The sequence below is a fragment of the Actinomadura kijaniata genome (assembly GCF_014138665.1).
In the GTDB taxonomy this organism is placed as follows: Bacteria; Actinomycetota; Actinomycetes; order Streptosporangiales; family Streptosporangiaceae; genus Spirillospora; species Spirillospora kijaniata.
The window spans coordinates 200,923-223,209 of the sequence record NZ_JACJIA010000010.1 but is presented as its reverse complement, the minus strand read 5'-3'; the positions used below and the strand labels follow the sequence as shown (position 1 = coordinate 223,209).

Here is a 22,287-nt window from a genome sequence, read left to right as displayed (position 1 = left end):
CGATGGCCGAACTCGACCGCACCAAGCTGCTGGCCGCCCGGTTCAAGGCCGCCGGCGACCGGCCCTACCTGGCGTCGGCGCTGTACTCGCTGACGGTGGTGCCCTCCGAGGCGGTGCCGACGATGGGCGTGGACCGGCACTGGCGCTGCTACGTGTCCCCGTCGTTCGTCGAGGCCACCCCGGTCCCGGAGCTGGCCGGGGTGTGGATCCACGAGGTCGCGCACCTGCTGCGCGACCACCACGGCCGCGCCGACCGGCTGCCCGCCGCCGACCGCCGCGACCGGGTCCGCGTCAACATCGCGCAGGACTGCGAGATCAACGACGACCTGCTCGACGACGGTCTGCCCCTGCCCGAGGGCCGGGTCGAGCCGGGCCTGTTCGGCATGGACAAGGGGCTGCTGTTCGAGGCGTACCTGCCGGGCGTCCCGCCGCAGCCGCACCTCCACGACTGCGGGTCGGGCGCGCACGGCGACCCGCTGCCGTGGGAGATCAACGGGCCGGGCGGGCCGCCGAAGGTCAGCCAGGTGGAGGCCGAGGCGCTGCGCCGCGCGACCGCCGAGGCGATGCGCGCCCACCAGCGGTCCCGCGGCACGCTGCCGGGCGGCTGGCTGCGCTGGGCCGACCAGGTCCTGGAGCCCGCCGTGGACTGGCGGCGCGTGCTGGCCGGGGCCGTGCGGGAGGCCGTGGCGTGGGCGGGCGGCGCGGTCGACTACACCTACCGGCGGCCGTCGCGCCGCACCGCCGCGATGCGCGGGGTGGTGCTGCCGAGCCTGCGCCGCCCGCTGCCCCGCGTCGCGATCGTCATCGACACCTCCGGGTCGATGGGCCCCGACGACCTGGCCGCCGCGCTCGCCGAGGTCACCGGGGTGCTGCGGGAGGTCGGCGTCGGCGCCAACCGGGTGACGGTGCTGGCGGTCGACGCCGACGTGCGGGCGGCCTCGCGGGTCACCAGCGTGGACCAGGTGGTGCTGGCCGGGGGCGGCGGCACCGACATGCGGGTCGGGATCGAGGCGGCCATGGCGGCGAAGGAGCGCCCCAACGTCGTCATCGTCCTCACCGACGGGTACACGCCGTGGCCCGCCGAGCCCGCCACCGCCCGGCTGATCGCGGCGCTGGTCGGCGACGACCCGCCCGCGCCGCCGGCGTGGGTGGAGTCGGTGCGGGTGACGCCCGGCGGCTGACCACGGCGGCGGCCGACCACGGCGGCCGGGGCGCGGCGGTACGCTGCGGCGGACGACGTCCGCCGCAGCACGTCCCCCGCTGGAGGAGCCCCCTCATGTCCGGAGTCCACCACGACATCACCGCCCCCGGTCCGCCGCGCCTGGAGGAGGTCTCCGACGGGATCTTCGCCTACCTGCAGCCGGACGGCACCTGGTGGATCAACAACACCGGGTTCGTCGCCGGGTCGCGCGGCGTGGTCGGCGTGGACTCCTGCTCCACCGAGCGCCGCACCCGCGCCTACCTGGACGCGATCGCCTCGGTCACCGACCGGCCGGTGCGGACCCTGGTCAACACCCACCACCACGGCGACCACACGTTCGGCAACCACCTGTTCGCCGGCGCGACGATCGTCGGGCACGAGAGGACCCGCACCGCCGCGATCGAGTGGGGCGCCCCGATGGACGCGCCGGTGTGGGAGCCGGTGGACTGGGGCGCGTTCGAGCTGGCGCCGCCGTTCCTGACCTACACCGACGGCGTCACGCTGTGGTCGGACGACCTGAGGCTGGAGGTCCGGCACGTCGGGACGCCCGCGCACACCACCAACGACTCGATCGTGTGGATCCCCGAGCGGCGGGTGCTGTTCTGCGGGGACCTGCTGTTCAACGGCGGCACGCCGTTCCTGCTCCAGGGCTCGGTCACCGGGGCGATCACGGTGCTGGAGGAGGTCGTCGCCCCGCTCGGCGCCGAGACGATCGTGCCGGGGCACGGTCCGGTCGCCGGTCCCGAGCTCATCGACCGGGTGCTGGGCTACCTGCGGTTCGTGCGGGACGGCGCGGTGGAGGCCAGGGCGGCGGGCCTGGCCCCGCTGGAGGCCGCGCGGGAGCTGGACCTCGGCGAGTACGCGGAGCTCAGCGACCCGGAGAGGATCGTCGGGAACCTGCACCGCGCCTACGCCGAGCTCGACGGCCTGGAGCCCGGCGGGACCATCGACGTGCTCACCGCCATCGGCGACATGATCACCTACAACGGCGGCCGCCCGCTGAGCTGCCGCGCCTGACCGGCCACCCGGCGGGCTAGCGGAGTTCGGCGGTCACCAGCAGCCGCAGCTGGGCGTCCAGCCACGCGTCGGCGGCGCGGTGCGGGGCGTCGCCGCCGAGGGCGTCGCCGAACGCCCGCACCGCCGCGGCGGCGGCCCGCAGCCCGATCCCGGCGAGCCCGGCGGCGGCGCGCTCGACGGCGGCGACCGTGCCCGGCGTGACGTGCAGCAGGCCCCGGTGGGCGGCGTCGGCGCAGGCGGCCAGGGCCTCGTCGAGCGCGGCGGTCAGCGGGTCGGGGCGTTCCCCGGCGTGCGCGGCCAGGGCGGTCTCGCCGTCGCCGGGGGCCAGGTCGGGCACCACGACGCCGCTCGCGGTCAGCACCGCGAGCGGCTCCAGCAGCAGGCGGCCCCGCGCGCGGCGCACCTCGGCGCTGACGAAGCGGGGGCCGTCCTCCAGCGCGGCGGCCAGCGCGTCCAGCGCGCCGGGGCTGTGCGGGGCGTGGGTCGCCGACAGCGTGGCGGTGGTCCCGGACCGGTCGGCGACCTCCGCCTCCAGGCGTTGCGCGCCGGGGTGGTAGCCGACCGAGCGCACCTCGGCGATCTCGACGACGCGGACGAACTCGGCGGCGACGCGGGGGCGGATCGGGCGCGGCGGCAGGGCGGCGATCCGCGCGTCGAACGCGGCCAGGTCGCGGACCAGCAGGGTCGCGGGCAGGTCCGCCCAGGCCGAGCCGAGCGGGCTGACGGTCGTGCGGCCGACCCTGCCGACCGGCAGCCGCACCGTGCGGCCCGCGCTGCGCACGGCGGTCTCGGACACGACGTTGCCGGTGGCCAGGGCCCGCAGCGTCGTGCCGGAGATCCGGCGGCCGGCCAGGTCGTGCCCGGTCAGGGCCGCGTCCCCGGGGACCTCCCAGTCGCGGGGCAGCACCAGCGTGACGCCCGCGCCGGGGTGGGCGAGGAACACCTCGGCGGTGCGGCGGCCGGCGGTGCCGCCGACGCGGCAGCCCAGCGCGGCCAGCCGGACCCGCCGCAGCGGCGTCTCGGCGGCCTCGTCGGTGCCGAGGACCTGGGAGCGGGGGCTGCCGTCCTCGTGGACGGCGGCGCGGTGGCGGGCGTGGACCTCGGCGAGCAGGGCGGCGAAGCGTCCGGGGTCGTAGGCGGCGTCGCGGTGGGCGTAGCCGTCGAGCTGCCCGGCGATCTCCTGGAGGGCGGCGGCGGGCCAGTGCAGGTCGCGGGCGGTCAGGTCGCGGGCGGCGCGGCGCAGCGCGGTCGCCTGGACGGGCCCGGCGTGCATCGCGCCGTCGAGCAGGAGCCGGACGGCGAGCTCGACGGCGGGCTCCAGGCCGCTGCCGGCCGCGGGCACGGCCGCGCCGCCGACGTCGAGCCGGACGTCGGGGCCGGTGAGGCCGCGTTCGTCGGCGGCGCGGAACGCCCACACCGCCAGCACCGCCATCTCGGCGCGGGTGGTCGCGGCGGCGTCGGTGTGGACGTAGCCGAGCTCGTCCGGCACCAGGAACCGGACGGTGCAGGTGGGCAGGTCGGCGGAGGGGACGGGGTCGGCCCCGGTGGGGCGGCGCAGGCGGGCGGCGTACCCGGCGCGGAGGGTGCGGCGGGCGGCGGTCAGGGCGCGTTCGCCGAACACGCGGGCCAGGGCGTCGTCGTCGAACACCCCCGGCGACCAGTCCACGAACGCCTCGGCGGGCTCCGGGGCCGCGTCCTTCGCGGGCTCGGCGGGGGCGTCGCCCTGGCGCTGGTAGGCCAGGACCGCGCCGATGATGTGGCGGCACGTGCTGGTGGCGGCGCAGGTGCAGGCGGCCGCCTCCAGGCCCACGGCGGGGGGCAGGGTCGCCACGGGGCCGTCGGCGAACGTCGCGGTGAGCGTGCCGTCCCCGGCGACGGCCACCTCGGGGGCGTTGCCCGCGTCCAGGTCCTTGGCGGCGCGCTTGACCAGGCCCCGGTTGGCGAGGGCGGCCAGCGCGTCGGGGGTGAGGGCGAGCAGGTCGGCGCGGGTCACCGGCCGATCCTCTCGGCGACGAACGCGGCGAGCTGGCCGGGCGTCATCGCGCCGACGTGCGCGCCGACGTCGGCCCAGCGCTGCGCCATGCGCCGGTCGTAGTCGGGTTCGGCGTCCTCGTCGAGGGCGGCCAGGCCCAGCACCTGGGTGCCCTGCTGGCACAGCTCGCGGACCGACCGCACCAGGGCGTGCTCGTCGCCGCCCTCGTAGAAGTCGGTGATGACCGCGAGGATGGTGCGGCGCGGGTTGTCCACCAGGCCCGCGCCGTAGGAGACGGCGCGGGCGATGTCGGTGCCGCCGCCGAGCTGGACGCGCATGAGCAGTTCGACGGGGTCGGTGACGTCGGCGGTCAGGTCCACCACCTGGGTGTCGAACGCGACCAGGTGCGTCCTCAGCCCGGGCAGCCCCCACAGGCAGGCGGCGGTGACCGCGGAGTGGATGACCGACCCGACCATCGACCCGGACTGGTCGACCAGCAGGATGAGCTGCCAGTTCTCCAGGCGCTTGCGGGTGCGGGACAGGAACTTCGGGTGCTCGATGTACAGGCGGCGCTCGTCGGGCCGGTAGTGGGCGAGGTTGGCGCGGATCGTGCCCCTGAAGTCGAAGTCGCGGGCGATCTTGAAGTTGCTGGGGCGGCGCGAGCGGGTGCCGTGGAACGCGCGCCGCACCTCCACCCGGAGCCGTTCGGTGAGCTCCCGCACCACCGCGTCGACGATGCGCCGCGCCATCGCCAGCACGTCGGGGTTCATCAGGTGCTTGGTGCGCAGGACGGCGCGCAGCAGCGCCTGGCTGGGCTCGACGCGGGCCAGCAGCGCGGGATCGGTGACGATCTCGTGGATCTCGTAGCGTTCGACGGCGTCGCGCTCCAGGCGCTCGACCGTCTCCTTGGGGAACAGGCGGTGCACGTCGTCGAGCCAGTCCACGGCGGCGACGATCGAGTGGCCGGAGCCGCCCTCCTTGCCGCCGAGGGCACCGCCGCGCCGCACGCCCCGGCGCTCCAGGTCGGGGTCGCGGCCGTACAGCCAGTCGAGGGCGGCGTCGCGGGCGGCGGCGTCACCGGACAGCCCGCCGGAACAGGCGTCGGCGGGCGCCCCCAGGATGAGCCGCCAGCGTTCGAGGTCGGGGTCGGGAGTGGGGATGGTCATGGCGCCGCCTGGTCTGGACTGAGGAGCGTGAAGATCGGGAGCTCGCGAACGATCTTGAAAGCGACGAGGGAAGGCCCGGCGTCCCAGCGCCGGGATCTGCCGCGCGCACGCGCGGCGATGGGCAGGGTCATGGTGGCGGGTCCTTCAGCAGTCCCTCGGTGGTCAGCAGGGTCGTGGCGCGCAGGTCCAGTTCGGCCGCGGCGGCGAGCAGTTCGGGTGAGGCGGCGGTGCGCAGCAGGGAGCGGGCCGAGCCGCGCAGGCCGCGCCGTTCCAGCAGGCCGCGCGCGATGGTCTCGCGTTCGCGGGGCGGGAAGAACGCGAACGCCTGCCGCAGCGCGGGCAGCGCGACCAGGAAGTCGGTCTCGGTGAGATGGCCGACCAGCTCGTCCAGCACGGCCAGGACCGAGCCGTTCCCGGCGGTGATCACCTCGTCGCGGGCCAGGGCGAACAGCCCGGCCAGCCAGTCGCCGAGCACGCCGGGGGAGGCGGCCCCGCGGACCGCGCGTTCGGGGTCGGCGGCCGCGCCGGTCGCCCCGGCCAGCGACCAGCACAGCCCGAACGCCGCGCCGCGCAGGTCGGGGGGCGCGGCGGTGTCGGCGCTGACGCGCGCGGCGGTGGCCAGCACGGCCGCCCGGTCCAGGTCGATCACCTCGGCGGCGTGCAGGACGGCGTCGCGGACGGCGGCCAGGGCGCGCAGCCGTTCCAGGTCGGCGGGGGCGGGGCCGCCGCGCACGCCCTCCACCTGCCACAGCACGCGGCGGACGCAGCCGTCGATGACCGCGCCGAACAGCGGGCTCCCGGCGGTGCCGAGGACCCGGTCGTGCCGCCACAGGCCCAGTACCGTGCCGAGGACGTGCCCGAGCGCGCCGACGTCGGGCGCGTGCGCGATGCCGCGGCGCAGGGCCAGGGCGATCCGGTCCGACAGGTCGGCGCTGCCGCACAGCGCGGCGTCGAACAGCACGGCGGCCAGGGCGCGCATGTCGGGTCCGGCGGCGGCGATCCTCCCGTCGAGGGCGGCGGCCGCGGCCTCCCGGAGCGTCGCCCCGTACGCGCCCGCCTCGATCAGCGCGGGCAGCCGGTCGCCATCGGGGGTCAGGGACCAGACCTCCTCCAGCACCGGGTCGGCGCCGCCGGCGGGACCGGACTCGCGGCGGAACCCCGGGACGTCGAGCACGCGCAGCCGGTGCAGGGTGCGGCTGCGGGTCAGGTCGGCCTCGCCGGTCAGGTCCAGGGTGACGTGGCCGGCGCCGTCGAGGCCGAGGCGTTCCAGCTCGGCGGTGACGTCGTGGACGAGCGGCGGCGCGGGGGTGCCGGGCGCGAGCCGTCCCACGCGGTCGCCGCTGAGCGCCCGCACCATCGCCACGACCGCCGGGTGCGCGCCGGATCGCAGCGGGCCCCGTCCGGTCCACGGCAGCCGCTGCTCCAGGTCGTCGGTCACCAGCGCGGCGACCAGGCCGTCCAGCAGGTCGGTGCGGGCGGGGGCGCGGTGGCCGCGCAGCCGCGTCAGGCCCTCGGTGAGGGTGCGGGCGGCGATGAGGTCGGCGGTGGAGACGATCTGCTTGCGTGCGCGCAGGCTCCGCACGACGGTCTCGGTGAGGGCGTCGGCGGCGGCCTGCGGGCCGTCCTCCCACACGCGCTGGTAGTACTCCGGTGACGGCATCCCCGACTGGTAGCCGGTGAACGCGTCGAGCCGCTTGAACGAGTACGGCACCAGGTAGCTGCCGCCGGTCGCGCCGTCCGGCGGGCGCGGCACCTCCGGCCAGCCCTTCTCCGGCGCGGTCCGCCCGGCCAGGGCCCGCAGGGCGGGGCGGTGGAAGCCGCCGGTGACCACGACGACGGGACGTCCGGCCGCGTCGGCCTCGGCGGCCTCGATCCAGCGCGCCATGTACGCCTCGCGGGCGGTGTCGTCCTCCCCTGCCGCCGACTCGCCGCGCACCAGGTCGAAGTAGGCGGCCAGGCGTTCGGCCATGCCGTCGTCGTCCTGGATCTCCACCAGGTGGTCCCACAGCGCGTCGGTGTTGTCGACGGCGAACTCGCGGCACAGGCGTCCGGTGGCCTCGGCGTAGCGTTCCTCGGCGTCGGTGTAGCGGTTGCTGCGTTCGGCGAACGCCGGGTGCCAGGCGGGCAGGTCGATGAACCGGACCTCGGCCCCGGCGGCGCGGCCCTCGGTGAGCGCCACCCACTCCGGGGAGTAGGCGCAGAACGGCGTCCAGGAGGCGTGGCGGCGTTCGCCGTCCCGGTGGTGGCTGAAGATCGCGACGGGGAGGGTGTGGCCGAGCAGCAGCTCGTCCAGCCGGTCGTTGAAGTCGGCGGGGCCCTCCACCAGTACGTGCGCGGGCCGCAGCTCGGCGATGGTGCGGCGGACCAGCCGCGCGCACGCGGGGCTGTGGTGGCGGACGCCGACGTAGGTGACGGTCACCGGCCCGGCAGCCGGTGGCGGGCGGCGTGCAGCGCCTTCCACTGCTCCCCGCCGCGGCGGGACGCCTGCTGCTCCAGGTAGCGGCGCAGCCGGGCCAGGTCCTCGGGGCTGTCCTTGGCGGCGGTCCCGGCCAGGCACTCGACGATGTCGGCGGCGTCGCCGGGCTCGCCGCGCAGGAACCAGCCGCGCACCCCGACCGCGTGCGCGACCGCCACGGCCTCGGCGGTGCTCATCACGGCGGAGGGACGTTCGGTGGGCCGCCCGTCGGCGGAGCTGCCCGAGCGCAGCTCGCGGAACGTGGTGACCAGCACCTCCAGCACGTCGCGGCGCGGCGCGGCCTGGACGCCGGACCTCTCCAGCAGCGCGGTCGCCTCGGCCTCCACCAGCTCCAGCTCGGTGCCGAAGTCGGCGATGGGGAAGACGGTCTCGAAGTTGAAGCGGCGCTTGAGGGCGGCGCTCATCTCGTTGACGCCGCGGTCGCGGGTGTTGGCGGTGGCGATGACGTTGAACCCCTCGCGGGCGAACACCATCGCGTCGGGGCCGGTCAGCTCGGGCACCGCCAGCACCCGGTCCGACAGCGGCGACAGCAGCGAGTCCTGCACCTCCAGCGGGCAGCGGGTGATCTCCTCGAAGCGGACGACCTTGCCCTCGGCCATGCCGCGCAGCAGCGGCGCGGGCACCAGCGACCGGGTGGAGGGGCCCTCGGCGACCAGCAGGGCGTAGTTCCAGGAGTACTTGATCTGGTCCTCGGTGGTGGCCGCGCCGCCCTGGATGGTGAGGGTGGAGTCGCCGGACACCGCCGCCGCGACCAGCTCCGACAGCAGCGACTTGGCGGTGCCGGGCTCCCCCACCAGCATCAGGCCGCGGCTGGTGGCCAGGGTCACCAGGGAGCGGTCGATCAGCGACGGGTCGCCGACGAACTTGCGGCGGACCCCCAGCGCGTCGTCGCCGACGATGAACCGGCGCGCGGCGTCCAGGCTGAGCGCCCAGCCCGGCGGGCGGGGCGCGGTGTCGTTCTGGCGGAGCCGTTCCAGCTCGTCGGCGAACCGCGCCTCGGCGGGCGGGCGTTGCACCATCTGCTCGGTCATGGAGGGATCTTTCCGTGTCACTGGGTCAGGGCGGTGAGGTCGGCGATCACTTCGGAGACCGCCGCCGGGTCGGGCTCGCCGAGGGGCCTGGGGTCGCCGAACGCGCGGTCGGTGGGCTCGGGTCCGATCCACAGGTCCTCGATGGTCTGGTCTCCGCTGTCGGCGGCGAAGCCCACGCTGATGCCGGGGCGCAGGGCGGCGACGGCGTGCAGGCCGCCGGGCAGCGGCTTGGAGATCCACCGTTCGCCGCCCGCGTCCAGGGGCGTGCCGCGTTCCCAGCCGCGCCGGGTCAGGCCGAGCACCTTCCCGACCGGGACGGTGACCGTCCCGAAGCGGGTCAGCGCGGTGGCGGCGCGCTCGGTGTCGGTGAGGGTGTGGACGGGCCGTCCGAGCTGCGGGAACGGCTGGAGGATCTCGTAGTCGGCGAACACCTCCGCCCACGCCTTGAGGTCCTCGCCCAGGTGGAGCGGGTGCGGCAGGCGGACCGGCGCGGCGTCGGGCAGGTCGAACGCCTCGTCGTCGACGTCGGCGAACGTGCCGTCCTCGGCGACGCGGAACGCCGTGCCGCCGGCCTGCCAGACCAGGCGGCGGGCCAGGTGCCGGATCAGGGGGTGTCCCACGACGTGGGTGCGGAACTCCTCCGCCGTCCACCGGCGGCCGGTGACCATGGCCCGCTCCATACGGTGGACCTCGCCGGAGGCAATGGCCCGCACGTCCTTCTTCATCTGGGCGAACCGCTGGTAGGCGGCCTCCGCCGGCTCCGGGTCGTCCTTGGCGCCCGGCTTGGGCAGGGCCTTGCGCGGCTTGCCCGAGTCGTCCCGGACGAACGGCCTGAGCTGCTCGTCGAACCCGACGGTGAAGCGGCGCGGCCCGTAGTCCAGGACCATGCTCCCGCCGGCGTCCAGCCCGAAGTCGGGCACCAGGCGGTCGGCGAGCTGCTCGGCGGTCAGGCCGAGCCTCTCGGCGACCTCCCCGATCTTCTCCTGCGCGCGGGTCCTGAGCGCCTTGAACTTCACCTTCTGCGCGATGCCGTGCAGGTGCGTCAGCGCCGTCTCGGTGCCGATCGCCGCCAGCACGTCCAGGCCGACGACGGCCTTGTGGTGGCCGTTCTCCCCCGGCCACGCCCGGATGATCGGGGTGAGGCGGCGGACGGTGTCGTCGTCGCCGGTCAGCGCGAGCTGCGCGAGCGCCCAGCCGCCCCCGGCCGGGGAGCCGCCCTGCTCCCACTCCCGGAACAGCGCCCAGCCGAACGCCGCCAGCGACGCCGGGTCGCACGCTTCGCGCACCTCCGCGAGGAGGGGGTAGGGGGCGTCGGGCCGCGAGATCGCCAGCATCGTGATCAGGTGGCCGGTCGCCGCGAGCGGCAGGGCCCGTTCGCGGCCGCGCAGCAGCACCGGGGGCAGCACGGCGGGATCGGCCCAGATCCCGATGGACGGCATGGGCTCGGGCAGCGTGGCCAGGGGGTCGCGGGCCGCCAGCCCGGCGACGGCGTCCGCGGCCCGGTCGCCGTACTCGCGGGCCACCGCCACGACCGCGTCGGCGCCGGCGCGGTCCACCAGGAACAGCAGGGCGCGTTCGGCGTCGCGGCGCGCCTTCCCTCCCGGCTTGCCGAGCGCCGCCGGGACCAGGGGGCGGGCGGCGTCGGCCCCGTGGCGCTCGAACCACGCCTCGGCCGCGGGCCGGATCCGCTTGCCCTTCTCCAGCCCGCCCGCCATGAGCCTGGCGACGTCGGCGTCCAGGTAGGGCAGCAGGATCTCGCCGCAGTCACCGGAACTCGCCTTGACGGCGGCCATCGCGACCGGGAACGCGTCGATCTCGAACCGCGCCACGACGGTCCGCAGCCACGGCACGTCGCCGCCGCTCGCCAGCCCCGCTCCCCACCAGCCGCCCACCAGCGGCCGGACCAGCTCCACGGGGGCCAGTTGCAGCAGGTCGACGCCGTCGCGCCACTTCAGGCGTCTTTCGGTGAACTGCCGGACGGCCTCCGCCCAGTCGGTGTCGGGGCCGGTCCATCGGTCGCCGAACGGGTGCGGGGCCGCCCAGCTCTCGCGTTCCCCCTCGCTCCAGACGACGCGCGGCTCACCGAGGGGTTTCAGTCCCTTGACGACGACCGGTTCCGCGTTCGGGCGCGCGCGGGTCCACGGCGGGGAGACCAGCGGCTCCGGCAGGTCCTCCGGCGCGGCGTCGGGGACGCGTCCGCCCGCCGCCTCCAGCGTCTCGACCACGGCGCGGACGTCGGCTGGCAGGTCGGCGTCGCGGAGCCGGGGGTGGGCGCGCAGGTGCGCGGCGAGCAGGTCGGCGACGTCCGGGGCGGCGGCCTCGGCGGCGCAGGTCCGCAGTGCCCGCTCGGGGAACCGCCGGGCCGCCGCGAGCAGCGCCGGTCCCGCGAACCGCCGGTCGCGCCGCTCCAGCAGCGCCCGGAACGCCTCGTCGGTGGGGATCGCGGAGATCGCCTGGAGGACCAGCCGGAGGGCGGCGGCGTCCACCCGGTCGTGGTCGTAGGTGCGCAGCAGCAGGGGCAGGGCGGCGGGGCCGAGCCCGTCGAGCAGGGTGGCGAGCATCGCGGGCGTGGCCTCGCCCCAGGCCAGCAGCAGCCGGTCGCCGAACAACCCGAGGTGCTCGGGGGCGAGCGTGCTCAGCAGGAGCTCGCGGTCCGATCCGGGCGGGCGGGCGGTCAGGTCGTCGACCTCCGCGAGCCAGTCGGGACGGCCCGGGACCAGGTACGCCGTCCACTCCCGGCGCTGCGGGGTGGTGCGCAGCCCGGCCAGGCGCGCGACGGCCTCCCGGTGATCGTCCTCGCCGGCGACGGCCAGCAGCGCGCGCATGCGGCGGAGCCGCCCGTCCTCGCGGGGAAGCTCGACCCCGCGCACGACGCCGACCCACGCGCCCCGCCAGTCGCCGCCGGCCGCGCGCTCCGTGGCGAGCCCGTCGCGTTCCACCACCGCGCACGCGGCGAACGCCAGGCCGTGTTCCCGGACCCATCCGTCCACGAACACGCCCGGCGTGGCCCCCTCCACGCCCGCCAGGCCCACGACGGCCGCGACCGCCGCCGCCCCGGCGGGGTCGGCCTCCCCGTCCAGGTAGCGCCGGGCCGCCTCGGCCAGATCGGGCTCCCCGGCCCGCCCGGCCAGCAGCGAGTCGAGGGCGGGCCGCGCCTTCGCGACCACCCGCCGCAGTGCGGCCCCGGCCGAGTCCCGGATCCGGACGTCGACGGCGGCGTTGACGGCGTGGCCGTCGCGGCGGGGGTGCGTCCGGCCGGCCCACTCCTCGGGGAGGGCCAGGGTGTTCTCGTCCTGCGGGGTGAGCGTCTCGGGCATGTGGATCACCGTAGGGGACATCACCGACATCACGGCCCGGTGAGCTCGGTGAGGTCGGTGAGGACCTCCGAGGCGGTCACCGGGTCCAGATCACCGAAACGCGAGCCGGGGTCGGCGTCGAGGGCGATGTGGATGAGGCGCTGCTCGGGCCAGAAGCCGGGGTCCCCGACCGAGATGCCGGGATCCAGGTGCGCCACCAGGGAGCGGCCGTCGGGCAGGGGGCGGAAGATCTCCCCCTGGACGCCCGCGTCCTGGGCCTCCCCGCGCTCCCAGCCGCGCCGTTCCAGGCCGAGGATCCGGTGGGTCGGGACGGTGACGTCCGCGAACCGGTCCAGGGTCCGGGAGGCGCGCTCGGCGTCGGTGAGCGCGTGGACGGGACGGCCGAGCTGCGGGAACGGCTGCATGATCTCGTAGTCGGCGAGCAGTTCGCTCCATGCCCCGGCCCCCTCCCCGAGGTCCAGCGGGTGGGCGATGCCGACCCGGGCGGTGTCCGGGAGGGTGAACGGGTCGTCGTCCACGTCGGCGAACGTGCCGTCCTCGGCGACGCGGAACGCCACGGATCCGTTCCCGTCCTCGGCCAGCCACACCAGGCGGCGCACCAGGTGCCTCAGCAGCGGATGCGCCACGAACAGATCCCGGAATTCGGCGGCCGTCCAGCGGCGGCGGCGCACCATGGCCGATTCGAGGCGGTGGATCTGGTCGGCGGCAACGGTCCGCACGTCCTTCTTCAGCGCCGCGAACCGCTGGTAGGCGTCTCCCGCCAGCGTCTCGTCGTCCTTGACGCCCGGCTTGGGCAACGCCGTGCGGGGCCTGCCGTCCTCGTCCCGGACGAACGGCTTGAGCCGCTCGTCGAAACCCACGGTGAAACGGCGCGGACCGTAGTCGAGAACGAGACGGCCGTCGGCGTCCAGGCCGAAGTCGGGGACCAGGCGGTCGGCGAGCCGGTCGGCGGTGAGCCCGAGCCTGTCGGCGACCTCCTCGATCTTCTCTCGGGCGCTGGCCCTCAGGCCCTTGAACCTCACCTTCTGGGCGATGGCGTGCAGGTGCATCAGCGCCACGTCGGTGCCGATCGCCGCCAGCACGTCCAGCCCGGCGACGGCCTTCTTGTGCCCGCCGTCGCCGGGCCAGGTCCGGATGAGCGGGGTGAGCCGCCGCACCGTCTCGTCGTCGCCGGTCAGCCCGAGCTGCGTCAGCGCCCACCCGTCCTTGGAGGGTGAGCCCGCCGCCTGCCATCGTTCGAACAGCGCCCACCCGAACTCGGCCAGCGACGCCGGATCGCACACCTCCCGGACCACGTCGACGCCCGGATAGACCTCGTCCAGCGGGGACATCGCCAGCATCGTGACGACGTGCCGCGTCGCGTCGAGGGGCAGGGCGCGTTCGCGGTCGCGCAGCAGCGGTCGCGGCAGGAGGGTGGCGTCCGCCCAGTCACCGGGCTTGGGGACGCGGGCGGGCAGCCGCTCCAGAGGATCGGTGTCCAGGAGTCCCCCGATCGCGGCGGCGGCCTGGTCGCCGTACTCGCGGGCGGCGGCCAGCACCGTCTCGGCCCCGCTGTGGGCGGCCAGGGCCAGCAACGCGCCCTCGGCGTCGCGCCGCCGCGGCCCCGGCTCACCGAGGGCGTCGGGGACCAGCAGCCGGGCGGCGGCGGTGCCGTGCCGCACCAGCCAGCGCAGCGCCACCGGACGCACGGATTTCAGGCGGGCCCGCCAGTCGGCCATCCGCCGGGCCACCTCGACACTCCGGAACGGCGCGAGCCCCTGGGAGCCGGTGGCGGCCCTGGCGTCCGCGACCCGCAGGATCAGCGGCAGCGCGTCCGTCCCGAACCGCGCCGCGACCGAACGTTGCCAGTCCTCGGCGTACCACACCTCCTCGGGCCCCCACTCCGCCAGCACCGGAGGCAGCAGGTGATCGGGCGCGTCGAGCAGGACCGCGGCCGCGCCGTAGGAGGACAGCGTCCCGGCGAGCATCTCCGCGACCCGCTCCTCCCAGTCGACGCCGGATTCCCGCCAGCCGAAGGACTCCGGTCTCCTCGCCCACTCCTCGCGCTCGCCCTCCGCCCAGGACAGCTCCGGCCCGGCGGGCGGGGTCAGCCCGGTCAGCACCGTCCGCCGCACCGGCCTGCGCCCACGCGTCCACGGCGGCGACACCAGCAGGTCCGGAAGGCCACCGGACGGCGCGTCCGGGACCCGCGCCGACGAACGCGTGATCTCCTCGATCGCCTCGCGCGCGTCGTCCGGCAACCCGGCCAGGACCTCCGCCACCAGGTCCGTCGAGGTCATCACGTGGTCGCGCAGCAGCGCCGACAGCAGCTCCGCCTTCCGGCCCGTCCCCCCGGCCGCCGCGGGAAGCAGCCGCAGCGCCCGCACCGGGAACCGCTTCACCGCCTTCGCCAGGGCGGGACCCGTGTACCTGTCCCCGACGCCGTCCGCGAGGACCTGGAACGCCTCGTCGTCCGGGAGCACCGACAGCGCGTTCACCAGCAGCTTGTGAGCGTCGGCCGGGAGGTGCGCACTGCCCAGCGCCTTCCGCACGGCCGGGGCCGTTCCCGCGCCGGCCCCCTCGGCGATGGTGGCGATGATGTCGAGATGCCACTCGTACCACCCCAGGCCCGCGTGCGCGCCGAGCCCGGCGGCCTGCTCGGGCGAGCCCACCGCGCACCACAGCATCCAGTGGCAGGACCTCTCGCTGACGACGTCCGACAGCTCGCCCAGGCACCCGTCCAGCCAGTCCGCCCGTTCGGGAAGGAGATAGGACGTGATGATCCGCCGCAGCGGGGTGTCCCGCGCCCCCTCCAGCAGCTCCAGCGCCGCCCGGTACTCCGCCTCGTCGGCGGCGACCAGCAGGGCGCGCATCCGGCGGGCGGCGGACCGCGCGGCCCACCAGCGGCCCATCCGGTCGTCCTCCCGGACCGGCCCGAGCCTGAACACCTTGCACCGCGCGCCCTCGCTCCAGGTGCCCCGGTCGGTCTGCATCGATCCCATCTCGACCAGCGCGCGGGCGGCGAAGGCCAGCCCGTGCTCGGCGGCCCAGGCGTCGATGACGCGCGCGTGCAGGTCGTCGGGGAGGTCCTCCAGCGCCCGGCCGACCAGCGTCGCGATCCCCGCGGCTCCCACCGGATCGGGCTCGCCCCTCAGGTGCGCCCACATCCGTTCGGCCATCGCGGCGTCCACGTGGCCTTGCACCAGGCTCACCTGGAGGGTCGCGCTCATCCGTTCCGTGTGGTCGCGCATCTCCCGCACGGCCTCGGCGTCCACTCCGGGAACGGGCACGGGAGCGCCGCCGCGCCGGGGATGCAGGCGGCTCCGCCAGGCGGCGGGCAGGATCAACGAGTCCTCGTCGGGGACGGTGAGAGACATGTTCGCGGTGCTTTCCAGGAAGGAGGGGTCAGGATTCGGTGAGCTCGGTGAGCTCGGCGAGGATCTCGGAGGCGGTCACCGGGTCCAGGTCGCCGAAGCGCGGGCCGGAGTCGCCCGGTCCGCGGACGGCGTCGGGCCGGGTGCCGAGGACGACGGAGTGGAGCTGCTGCTCGGAGATGGCGTCCAGCGCGCCGACCACGATGCCGGGGTCCAGGTGGACCACCAGGTAACGGCCGTCGGGCAGGGGGCGGAAGATCTCCCCCTGGATGCCCGCGTCCTGCGGCGCCCCGCGCTGCCAGCCGCGCCGTTCCAGGCCGACGACCCTGCCGGTGGGGAGGGTGACGCCCGCGAACCGGGACAGCTCCCCGGAGTCGCGCTCGCCCTCGGCCAGCGCGTGCACCGGGCGGCCGAGCTGCGGGAACGGCTGCACGATCTCGTAGTCGGCCAGCAGGTCCGCCCACGTCCCCCTCTCGCCGTCCAGGTCGAGGGCGTGGGCGATCCCGATCCGCGCCGCGTCCGGGAGGGTGAACGGGTCGTCGTTCACGTCGGCGAACGTGCCGTCCTCGGCGACGCGGAACGCGGTGGTCGCGTTCCCGTCCTCGGCCAGCCACACCAGGCGGCGCACCAGGTGCCTCAGCAGCGGATGCGCCACGAACAGATCCCGGAAATCGTCCGCCGTCCAGCGGCGGCGCCTCACCATGGCCGATTCCAGGCGGCGGATCTGGTCGACGGCGACGGTCCGGACGTCCTTCCTCAGCGCCGCGAACCGCTGGTAGGCGGCGGTCGCCAGGGCCTCGTCGTCCTTGACGCCCGGCTTCGGGAGCGATTTGCGAAGTTTGCCGTTCTCGTCCCGGACGAACGGCTTGAGCTGCTCGTCGAACCCGACGGTGAAACGGCGCGGCCCGTAGTCCAGGACCATGCTCCCGCCGGCGTCCAGCCCGAAGTCGGGCACCAGGCGGTCGGCGAGCTGCTCGGCGGTCAGGCCGAGCCTGTCGGCGACCTCCTCGATCTTCTCCTGCGCGCGGGTCCTGAGCGCCTTGAACTTCACCTTCTGCGCGACGCCGTGCAGGTGCATCAGCGCCACGTCGGTGCCGATCGCCGCCAGCACGTCCAGCCCGGTCACGGCCCTCTTGTGCCCGCCCTCGCCGGGCCAGGCCCGGATGAACGGGGTGAGCCGCCGCACCGTCTCGTCGTCGCCGACCAGCCCGAGCTGCGTCAGCGCCCACCCGTCCTTGGACGGCGCGCCCACCACCTGCCAGCGTTCGAACACCGCCCACCCGAACTCGGCCAGCGACGCCGGATCGCACACCTCGCGCAGCACGTCGACGCCCGGATAGACCTCGTCCAGCGGGGACATCGCCAGCATCGTGACGGCGTGCCGCGTCGCGGCGGCGGGCAGCCCGGTCGTCCGGTCGCGCAGCAGCGGTCGCGGCAGCAGGGCGGGGTCCGCCCAGGCCCCCGGCTTGGGGACGCGGGCGGGCAGGCGGTCGAGCGGGTCCATCGCCAGCAGTTCCCCGATCGCGGCGGCGGCCTGGTCGCCGTACTCGCGGGCGGCGGCCAGCACCGTCTCGGCGTCGGTGCGCGCCGCCAGCGTCACCAGCGCCCCTTCGGCGACGCGTCGCTGCGCCCCCGGCTTTCCGAGGGCGTCGGGGACCAGCAGCCGGGCGGCCGCGGTGCCGTGCCGCACCAGCCAGCGCAGCGCCACCGGGCGGACCGACCTCAGGCGGGCCAGCCAGTCGGCCATCAGCCGCGCCACCTCGACGCTCCGGAACGGCAGCAGTTGCTGACCGCTGACGGCGGGCTGGGCACGGGCGACCCGCAGCACCAGCGGCAGCGCCTCCACCTGGAACCTCGCCACCGTGTCGGGCAGCCAGCCCTCCGTGTTCCACAGGTACTCGGGCGTCCATTCCTTCAAAAGCGGGCGGACGGCCTCCTTGGGCGCGTGGGGGAGCACCCAGTAGGCGCTGTCCCAGCCTTCCCGGCCCTCCCGTATCCGAGCGAGCTCGGCCTTCCAGTCCCCCCGGGAGTAGGGCGGCCGGTGGTCCGGCCGCTCGTCCCATTCCCTGCGCTCCCCGTCCTCCCAGACCAGTTCCGGTTCGGCGGGCGGGACGAGCCCGGTGAGGACGGCGGGCCGCGTGGTCCGCCCGCGTTCCCAGGGCGGGGAGACGAGCAGGTCCGGGAGGGCGTCGGCCGGGGCCTCGGGAGCCCGCACGAGGGACCGCCTGACCTCCTCGACCGTCCGCCGCGCCTCGTCCGGCAGGGCGGGCAGCGCCGCGGCCGTCGCGTCGGGGGCGGCCAGCACCCGCTCCTCCAGCAGCGAACGCGCGAACATGGCCCGCCTGCCGGTGCCCCTGGCCGCGGCGGACAGCAGACGCAGCGCCCGCACCGGGAAGCGCTCCGCCGCCTTCGGCAGCACGAGCCGCACGTGCCGGTCCTCGACCCGGTCCACCAGTGCCCGGAACGCCTCGTCGCCCGGCAGCCTCGTCAGGACGTCCACCAGCCGATCGCGCACATCGGCCGGGAGGTACTCCTCGTCCAGCGGCGCCGTCACGAACGAGGTCATGCCCGCACCGGCCCCGTCGGCGATGGTGGCCAGGACGTCGAGCTCACGTTCCTCGTGGCCGAGGTCCGCCCATCCGCCCATCCGGGCGAGCTGGTCGGCCGTGCCGACCGAACACCACAGCATCCACCGCGCCGACTCCTCGGCCGGGGAGGACGGCGGCGCGGCGCAGCACTCGTCCACCCAGTCACGCCGGTCGGGCAGCAGATAGGACACGACCAGGCGGCGCAGCGGCGTGTCCCGCGTCTCCGCCAGCCGGTCCGTCACCTCCCGCCGGACGTCCTCGTCGGCGGCCGCCAGCAGCGCGCGCAGCCGCCGGCAGGCGGCCCGCAGGGACCGCTCCTTGCCCAGATGGTCGCCCGGACGGACGCGCCTGAGCACGAAACGCCGCTCCGTCGGTCTTTTCGACCAGGTCGACCATTCGGTCTCCAGCTCGAACATCTCGACCAGCGCGCGGGCGGCGAAGACCGGCCCGTGCTCGACGACCCAGGCGTCCGCCAGCCGGGCGCGCCATCCGTCGTGCTCGCCGCGGGGCAGACCCCAGGCGAGGATCTTCGCGACGCCCGCCGCCCCCAGCGGGTCGGCCGTGCCGTCCAGATGGGCGCGAACGCGTTCGGCGACCTCCGGATCGGTGCCCTCCCTGCCCAGGACCTCGTCGAACGGCACGCCGCGCTCCTCGACGAGAACGCGGATCTCCGCGATCGCCGCGGGATCGGGCGCGGGGGTGGGGACGGGGGCGCCGCCGCGCCGGGGGTGCAGGACCTCGGTCCAGGCGGCGGGCAGGACCAGCGAGTCCTCGTCGGGGAGGGCGGAGGGGGTGATCATGGTGCCTGACGGTAGGGGGCGGGTCGGACGTTTCAGTGGTCGGCGGCGGTCAGCGCGGTGAGGTCGGCGAGGACCTCCGAGGCCGTGACGGCGTCCAGGACGCCGAACCGGACGTCCTCGGCGGAGCGGGAGGCGCCGCCGACGGGGAGGGTGCCGAGCCGGACGCGTTCCACGGTCTGGTCGGGGTCATCCTCGCCGGAGTCGTAGGGGACGCCCGGGGACAGGTCGACGACGACGTGCCGGTCGGGGGCGAGCGTGCGGAAGATCCACCGCACGATGCCGTCCGGCGCGTCGCCGGGCTGCCAGCCCCGTTTCCGCATGTGCCACACGTTCGGGACGGGGACGGCGCTCCCCTCGAAGCGCACCGGCCGACGGCCGTCGCGTTCGGCGTCGGTGAGGGTGAACACGGGCCGGTGGAGCTGGTCGAACGGCTGCGTGATCTCGTAGTCGTCGAACACCTCCGTCCAGGCCGCCAGGTCGCCGCCCAGCTCGGCCGGGTGAGCGACGCCGACCCGCGCGGAGGCGGACGGCTCCAGCGCGTCGTCGCGCACGTCGGCGAACGAGCGGTCCTCCGCCAGCCGGAACGCGGTCGTCCCGCCCCCGTCCTCGGCCACCCACACCAGGCGGCGCGCCAGGTGCCAGACCAGGGGATGCGCCACCAGCAGGTCGCGGAACTCCTCGACCGGCCAGCGGCGGCGGCCCAGCATCGCCGCCTCCAGGCGCCTGATCTGGGTCTCGGCGACGCCGCGCACGTCCTTCCTCAGCCCGGTGAACCTCGCGTACGCGGCGGGGGCCCGGACCGGGTCGTCCTTGGCCCCGGGCTTGGGGAGGGTCCTGCGGGGCGTGCCGTCCTCGGTGGTGACGTGGGGGCGCAGGTGCTCGTCGAAGCCGACGTGGAAGCGGCGCGGCCCGTAGTCCAGGATCATGCCGCCCTCGGCGTCCAGGCCGAAGTCGGGGACCAGGCGGTCGGCGAGCCGGTCGGGCGTCAGCTCCAGTTCGGCGGCGAGCTGGTCGAGCCGCTGCCGGGCGCGGGCCCGCAGGGACCTGAACGTGCCCTTCTCGGCGGCGTCGTGCAGGTGCAGCAGGGCGACCTGGGTGCCGATGTCGGCGAGGGCGTCGACCCCGGCGAGGGCGCGGGTGCCGCCGCTCTCCCTCGGCCACCTCCTGAGCAGCGGGGCGAGCCGCCGGACGGTGGTGTCGTCGCCGAGCGCGCCGAGCTGCGCCAGCGCCCAGGCTCCCTGGCCCGCCGGGCTGTGTGCGCACCACATCTCGAAGACCGCCCAGGAGAACTCCGCCAACGACGCCGGGTCGCACACCTCCCGCACCACCGCCAGGCCCGGATAGTGCTCGCCGGGCTTGGACAGCGCCATCATCGACAGCAGGTGGCCCACGGCGGTGGCGGGCAACGCCGTCGAACGGCCCCGCAACAGCACCTGGGGCAGCAGGGCCGGGGTCGCCCACACGCCGAGCTTGGGCATGCGGGCGGGAAGCACCTCCAGGGGATCGACCGACAGCAGTTCCCCGATCGCGGCGGCGGCCTCCTCCCCGAACGGCCGGGCCTCCGCGACCACCGCCCCGGCGCCGGAGCGGGCGGCCAGGAAACGCAGCGCCCCCTCGGCGTTGCGGCGCTCCTGCCCCGCCGCTCCCAGCGCCGCCGGGACCAGGAACGGGACCGCCGCCGTCCCGTGCCGTCCGAACCACGCGCGGGCGAGGGAACGCGTCGACTTGCGCCGCACCAGCCAGTCCGCCATCAACGCGGTCACCTCGGCGTCGCGGAGCGGCAGCAGCGTCCGCCCCGCGGCGACCACGGACCAGTCGGCGAACCGCCTGGCCACGGGGAGGGCGTCGAACGCGAACCGGGCGACCAGGATCCGGGCGATCTCGCCGGGGTCGCCGAAGGAGACGGGGCCGCGCGTCCAGTCCGCCAGCAGCGGACGGACCAGGTCCTCGGGGGCGTGGGTCAGCACGAACGCCTCCCGGGAGAGCGGGACGGCGCCCTTCCGGTAGCGTGCGATCTCCGCCGTCCAGTCGACGCCCGTGAAGCGCACGGTGCCCGCGCCGGGCGCCCACGCCTCACGTTCGCCTGGCATCCAGACGACGGCCCGTTCGTCCGGGGGCTCCAGCCCGTGGATCACGGCCGGGCGGGTGGCGCGGCGCCTACGCGTCCACGGCGGCTCCGCCAGCAGCCGGGGCAGCGCCTCCGGCGGCGCCTCGGGGAGCCCGTCCGCCGTGGCGGTGGCCTCCTCGGCGGCGCGGCGGGCCGGGGCGGGCAGTTCCGGCAGCACCGCCTCGGCGACCCCGGGGCGGGACAGCAGATGGACGCGCAGCAGTTCGGCGGCCCGTTCGTCCCCGTCGGCGGCGGCCCCGGCCAGCAGGCGCGCCGCGCGCCGGGGAAACCGTTCCACCATGGCGAGCAGGAAGTGCCGTACGTAGCGCTGGCCGCTTCGTTCCAGAAGCGTCAGGAACGCCTCGTCGGTCGGCAGCAGCGACACCGCCGTCAGCAGGTCCTTCCGGTCCGCGTCCCCCCAGCGGTCGATCGCGTCGCGCAGCAGCGGCAGCGCCGCCGGACCGGCCGCGTCCAGAAGGCTGCCGAGCAGGTCGGCGGACAGGTCGGTGGGGTGCGGCTCCGGCAGGTCGCCGAACGATCCGAGCCGCTCGGGCCCGTCCAGCATGGAGAGGAGCATCCGCCGCCACCCGCCGCCGAGGGCGGACGCGTCCGCCCAGACGTCGTCCGCCCACTCCCGCCGGGTCGGATCCAGATAGGCGGTGATCATCCGCTGCTCGGGGGTGCGGCGCCACTCCGCCAGCCGTGCCACGGTCTCGGCGTACACGTCCGGGTCGGCGGCGGCCAGCAGCGACCGCAGCCGATACGCCTGCTCTCCCGGGAGCTGCGGGACGTGTCGCCCCGCGGCGCGCAGGACGGGCACCCACCGCCCGCCGGTGGCCTCCGACCAGTCGAGCGCCACCTCGGCGCGGGCGGCGAACGCGCAGGCGGCGAACGGCAGGCCGTGGTCGGCGACCCACAGGTCCGGCAGCGCCGTCCACCGCGACGGGACCACCGCGCTCCTCCCGTCATCGGCGACGATCTCGGCGACCGCCGCCGCGCCCAGCGGGTCGGCCCAGCCCGCCCGGTGGGCCCGTGCGGCGGCGACCAGCGCGGCGTCGGAGCGCTCGTGGCCGAGCGCGTCCTCGACCCGGGCGTCGGCCGCCGCGATCTTGGCACGGACCCGGTCCATCGCGGCCTCGTCCGGCGGCGCGACCGGCACCGCGAACCCGCCGCGCCGGGGGTGGAGCCGGTGCCGCCAGGCGGCGGGCAGGACCAGCGCGTCCTCGTCGGAGGAGAAGATCATGGCGCCGACCGTAGTG

General features: G+C 76.1%; 10 protein-coding genes. 2 read left to right on the top strand and 8 right to left on the bottom strand.

Features of this window, described 5'->3' with window-relative positions; genetic code table 11:
• Positions 1-2 precede the first annotated feature (2 nt).
• Together HNR61_RS32475 and HNR61_RS32470 are read left to right on the top strand one after the other, a co-directional pair.
• Positions 3-1,181, top strand: coding sequence for a vWA domain-containing protein (locus HNR61_RS32475; RefSeq protein WP_182846968.1), 1,179 nt, complete (start codon positions 3-5; stop codon positions 1,179-1,181).
• 95 nt (positions 1,182-1,276) lie between these two features.
• A complete protein-coding gene (locus tag HNR61_RS32470; protein WP_182846967.1) occupies positions 1,277-2,218 on the top strand; it encodes an MBL fold metallo-hydrolase in 942 nt (313 codons plus the stop codon).
• Between the two features lie 16 nt (positions 2,219-2,234).
• Here the strand turns inward: HNR61_RS32470 and HNR61_RS32465 are convergent, their stop codons facing one another.
• The 8 genes from HNR61_RS32465 to HNR61_RS32430 all read right to left on the bottom strand — a co-directional run bounded on the left by HNR61_RS32465 (position 2,235) and on the right by HNR61_RS32430 (position 22,271).
• Positions 2,235-4,211 (bottom strand): YehQ family protein, encoded by a 1,977-nt coding sequence (locus tag HNR61_RS32465; RefSeq protein WP_182846966.1) that lies wholly within the window; start codon positions 4,209-4,211, stop codon positions 2,235-2,237.
• Positions 4,208-5,356, bottom strand: a complete 1,149-nt coding sequence (locus HNR61_RS32460) for a VWA domain-containing protein (RefSeq protein WP_182846965.1) — start codon at positions 5,354-5,356, stop codon at positions 4,208-4,210. Before HNR61_RS32460 ends, HNR61_RS32465 begins: the two co-directional genes overlap by 4 nt.
• A 127-nt stretch (positions 5,357-5,483) precedes the next feature.
• The gene (locus HNR61_RS32455) at positions 5,484-7,775 is read right to left on the bottom strand and encodes a DUF5682 family protein (RefSeq protein ID WP_182846964.1); all 2,292 of its coding nucleotides are present in this window, start codon (positions 7,773-7,775) and stop codon (positions 5,484-5,486) included.
• A complete protein-coding gene (locus tag HNR61_RS32450; protein WP_182846963.1) occupies positions 7,772-8,863 on the bottom strand; it encodes an ATP-binding protein in 1,092 nt (363 codons plus the stop codon). The genes HNR61_RS32455 and HNR61_RS32450 overlap by 4 nt, the downstream gene beginning before the upstream one ends.
• Before the next feature lie 17 nt (positions 8,864-8,880).
• Positions 8,881-12,180, bottom strand: a complete 3,300-nt coding sequence (locus HNR61_RS32445) for a DUF4132 domain-containing protein (protein ID WP_220510057.1) — start codon at positions 12,178-12,180, stop codon at positions 8,881-8,883.
• 29 nt (positions 12,181-12,209) lie between these two features.
• Positions 12,210-15,536 (bottom strand): DUF4132 domain-containing protein, encoded by a 3,327-nt coding sequence (locus tag HNR61_RS32440; protein ID WP_182846961.1) that lies wholly within the window; start codon positions 15,534-15,536, stop codon positions 12,210-12,212.
• A 28-nt stretch (positions 15,537-15,564) separates the two neighbouring features.
• Positions 15,565-18,921 carry a DUF4132 domain-containing protein gene (locus tag HNR61_RS49510; protein WP_182846960.1) on the bottom strand — a complete coding sequence of 1,119 codons (3,357 nt, stop codon included), beginning with the start codon at positions 18,919-18,921 and terminating at the stop codon, positions 15,565-15,567.
• 32 nt (positions 18,922-18,953) lie between these two features.
• On the bottom strand, positions 18,954-22,271 hold the full coding sequence (locus tag HNR61_RS32430) for a DUF4132 domain-containing protein (RefSeq protein ID WP_182846959.1): 3,318 nt from the start codon (positions 22,269-22,271) through the stop codon (positions 18,954-18,956).
• Positions 22,272-22,287 lie beyond the last annotated feature (16 nt).

Excerpts from the sequence above, each read along its gene's own strand:
- HNR61_RS32460 (WP_182846965.1), bottom strand. The coding sequence starts at position 5,356 with ATGACCATCCCCACTCCCGACCCCGACCTCGAACGCTGGCGGCTCATC.
- HNR61_RS32440 (WP_182846961.1), bottom strand. The coding sequence starts at position 15,536 with ATGTCTCTCACCGTCCCCGACGAGGACTCGTTGATCCTGCCCGCCGCC.
- HNR61_RS32430 (WP_182846959.1), bottom strand. The coding sequence starts at position 22,271 with ATGATCTTCTCCTCCGACGAGGACGCGCTGGTCCTGCCCGCCGCCTGG.
- HNR61_RS32470 (WP_182846967.1), top strand. The coding sequence starts at position 1,277 with ATGTCCGGAGTCCACCACGACATCACCGCCCCCGGTCCGCCGCGCCTG.
- HNR61_RS32445 (WP_220510057.1), bottom strand. The coding sequence starts at position 12,180 with ATGCCCGAGACGCTCACCCCGCAGGACGAGAACACCCTGGCCCTCCCC.
- HNR61_RS32475 (WP_182846968.1), top strand. The coding sequence starts at position 3 with ATGGCCGAACTCGACCGCACCAAGCTGCTGGCCGCCCGGTTCAAGGCC.
- HNR61_RS32450 (WP_182846963.1), bottom strand. The coding sequence starts at position 8,863 with ATGACCGAGCAGATGGTGCAACGCCCGCCCGCCGAGGCGCGGTTCGCC.
- HNR61_RS49510 (WP_182846960.1), bottom strand. The coding sequence starts at position 18,921 with ATGATCACCCCCTCCGCCCTCCCCGACGAGGACTCGCTGGTCCTGCCC.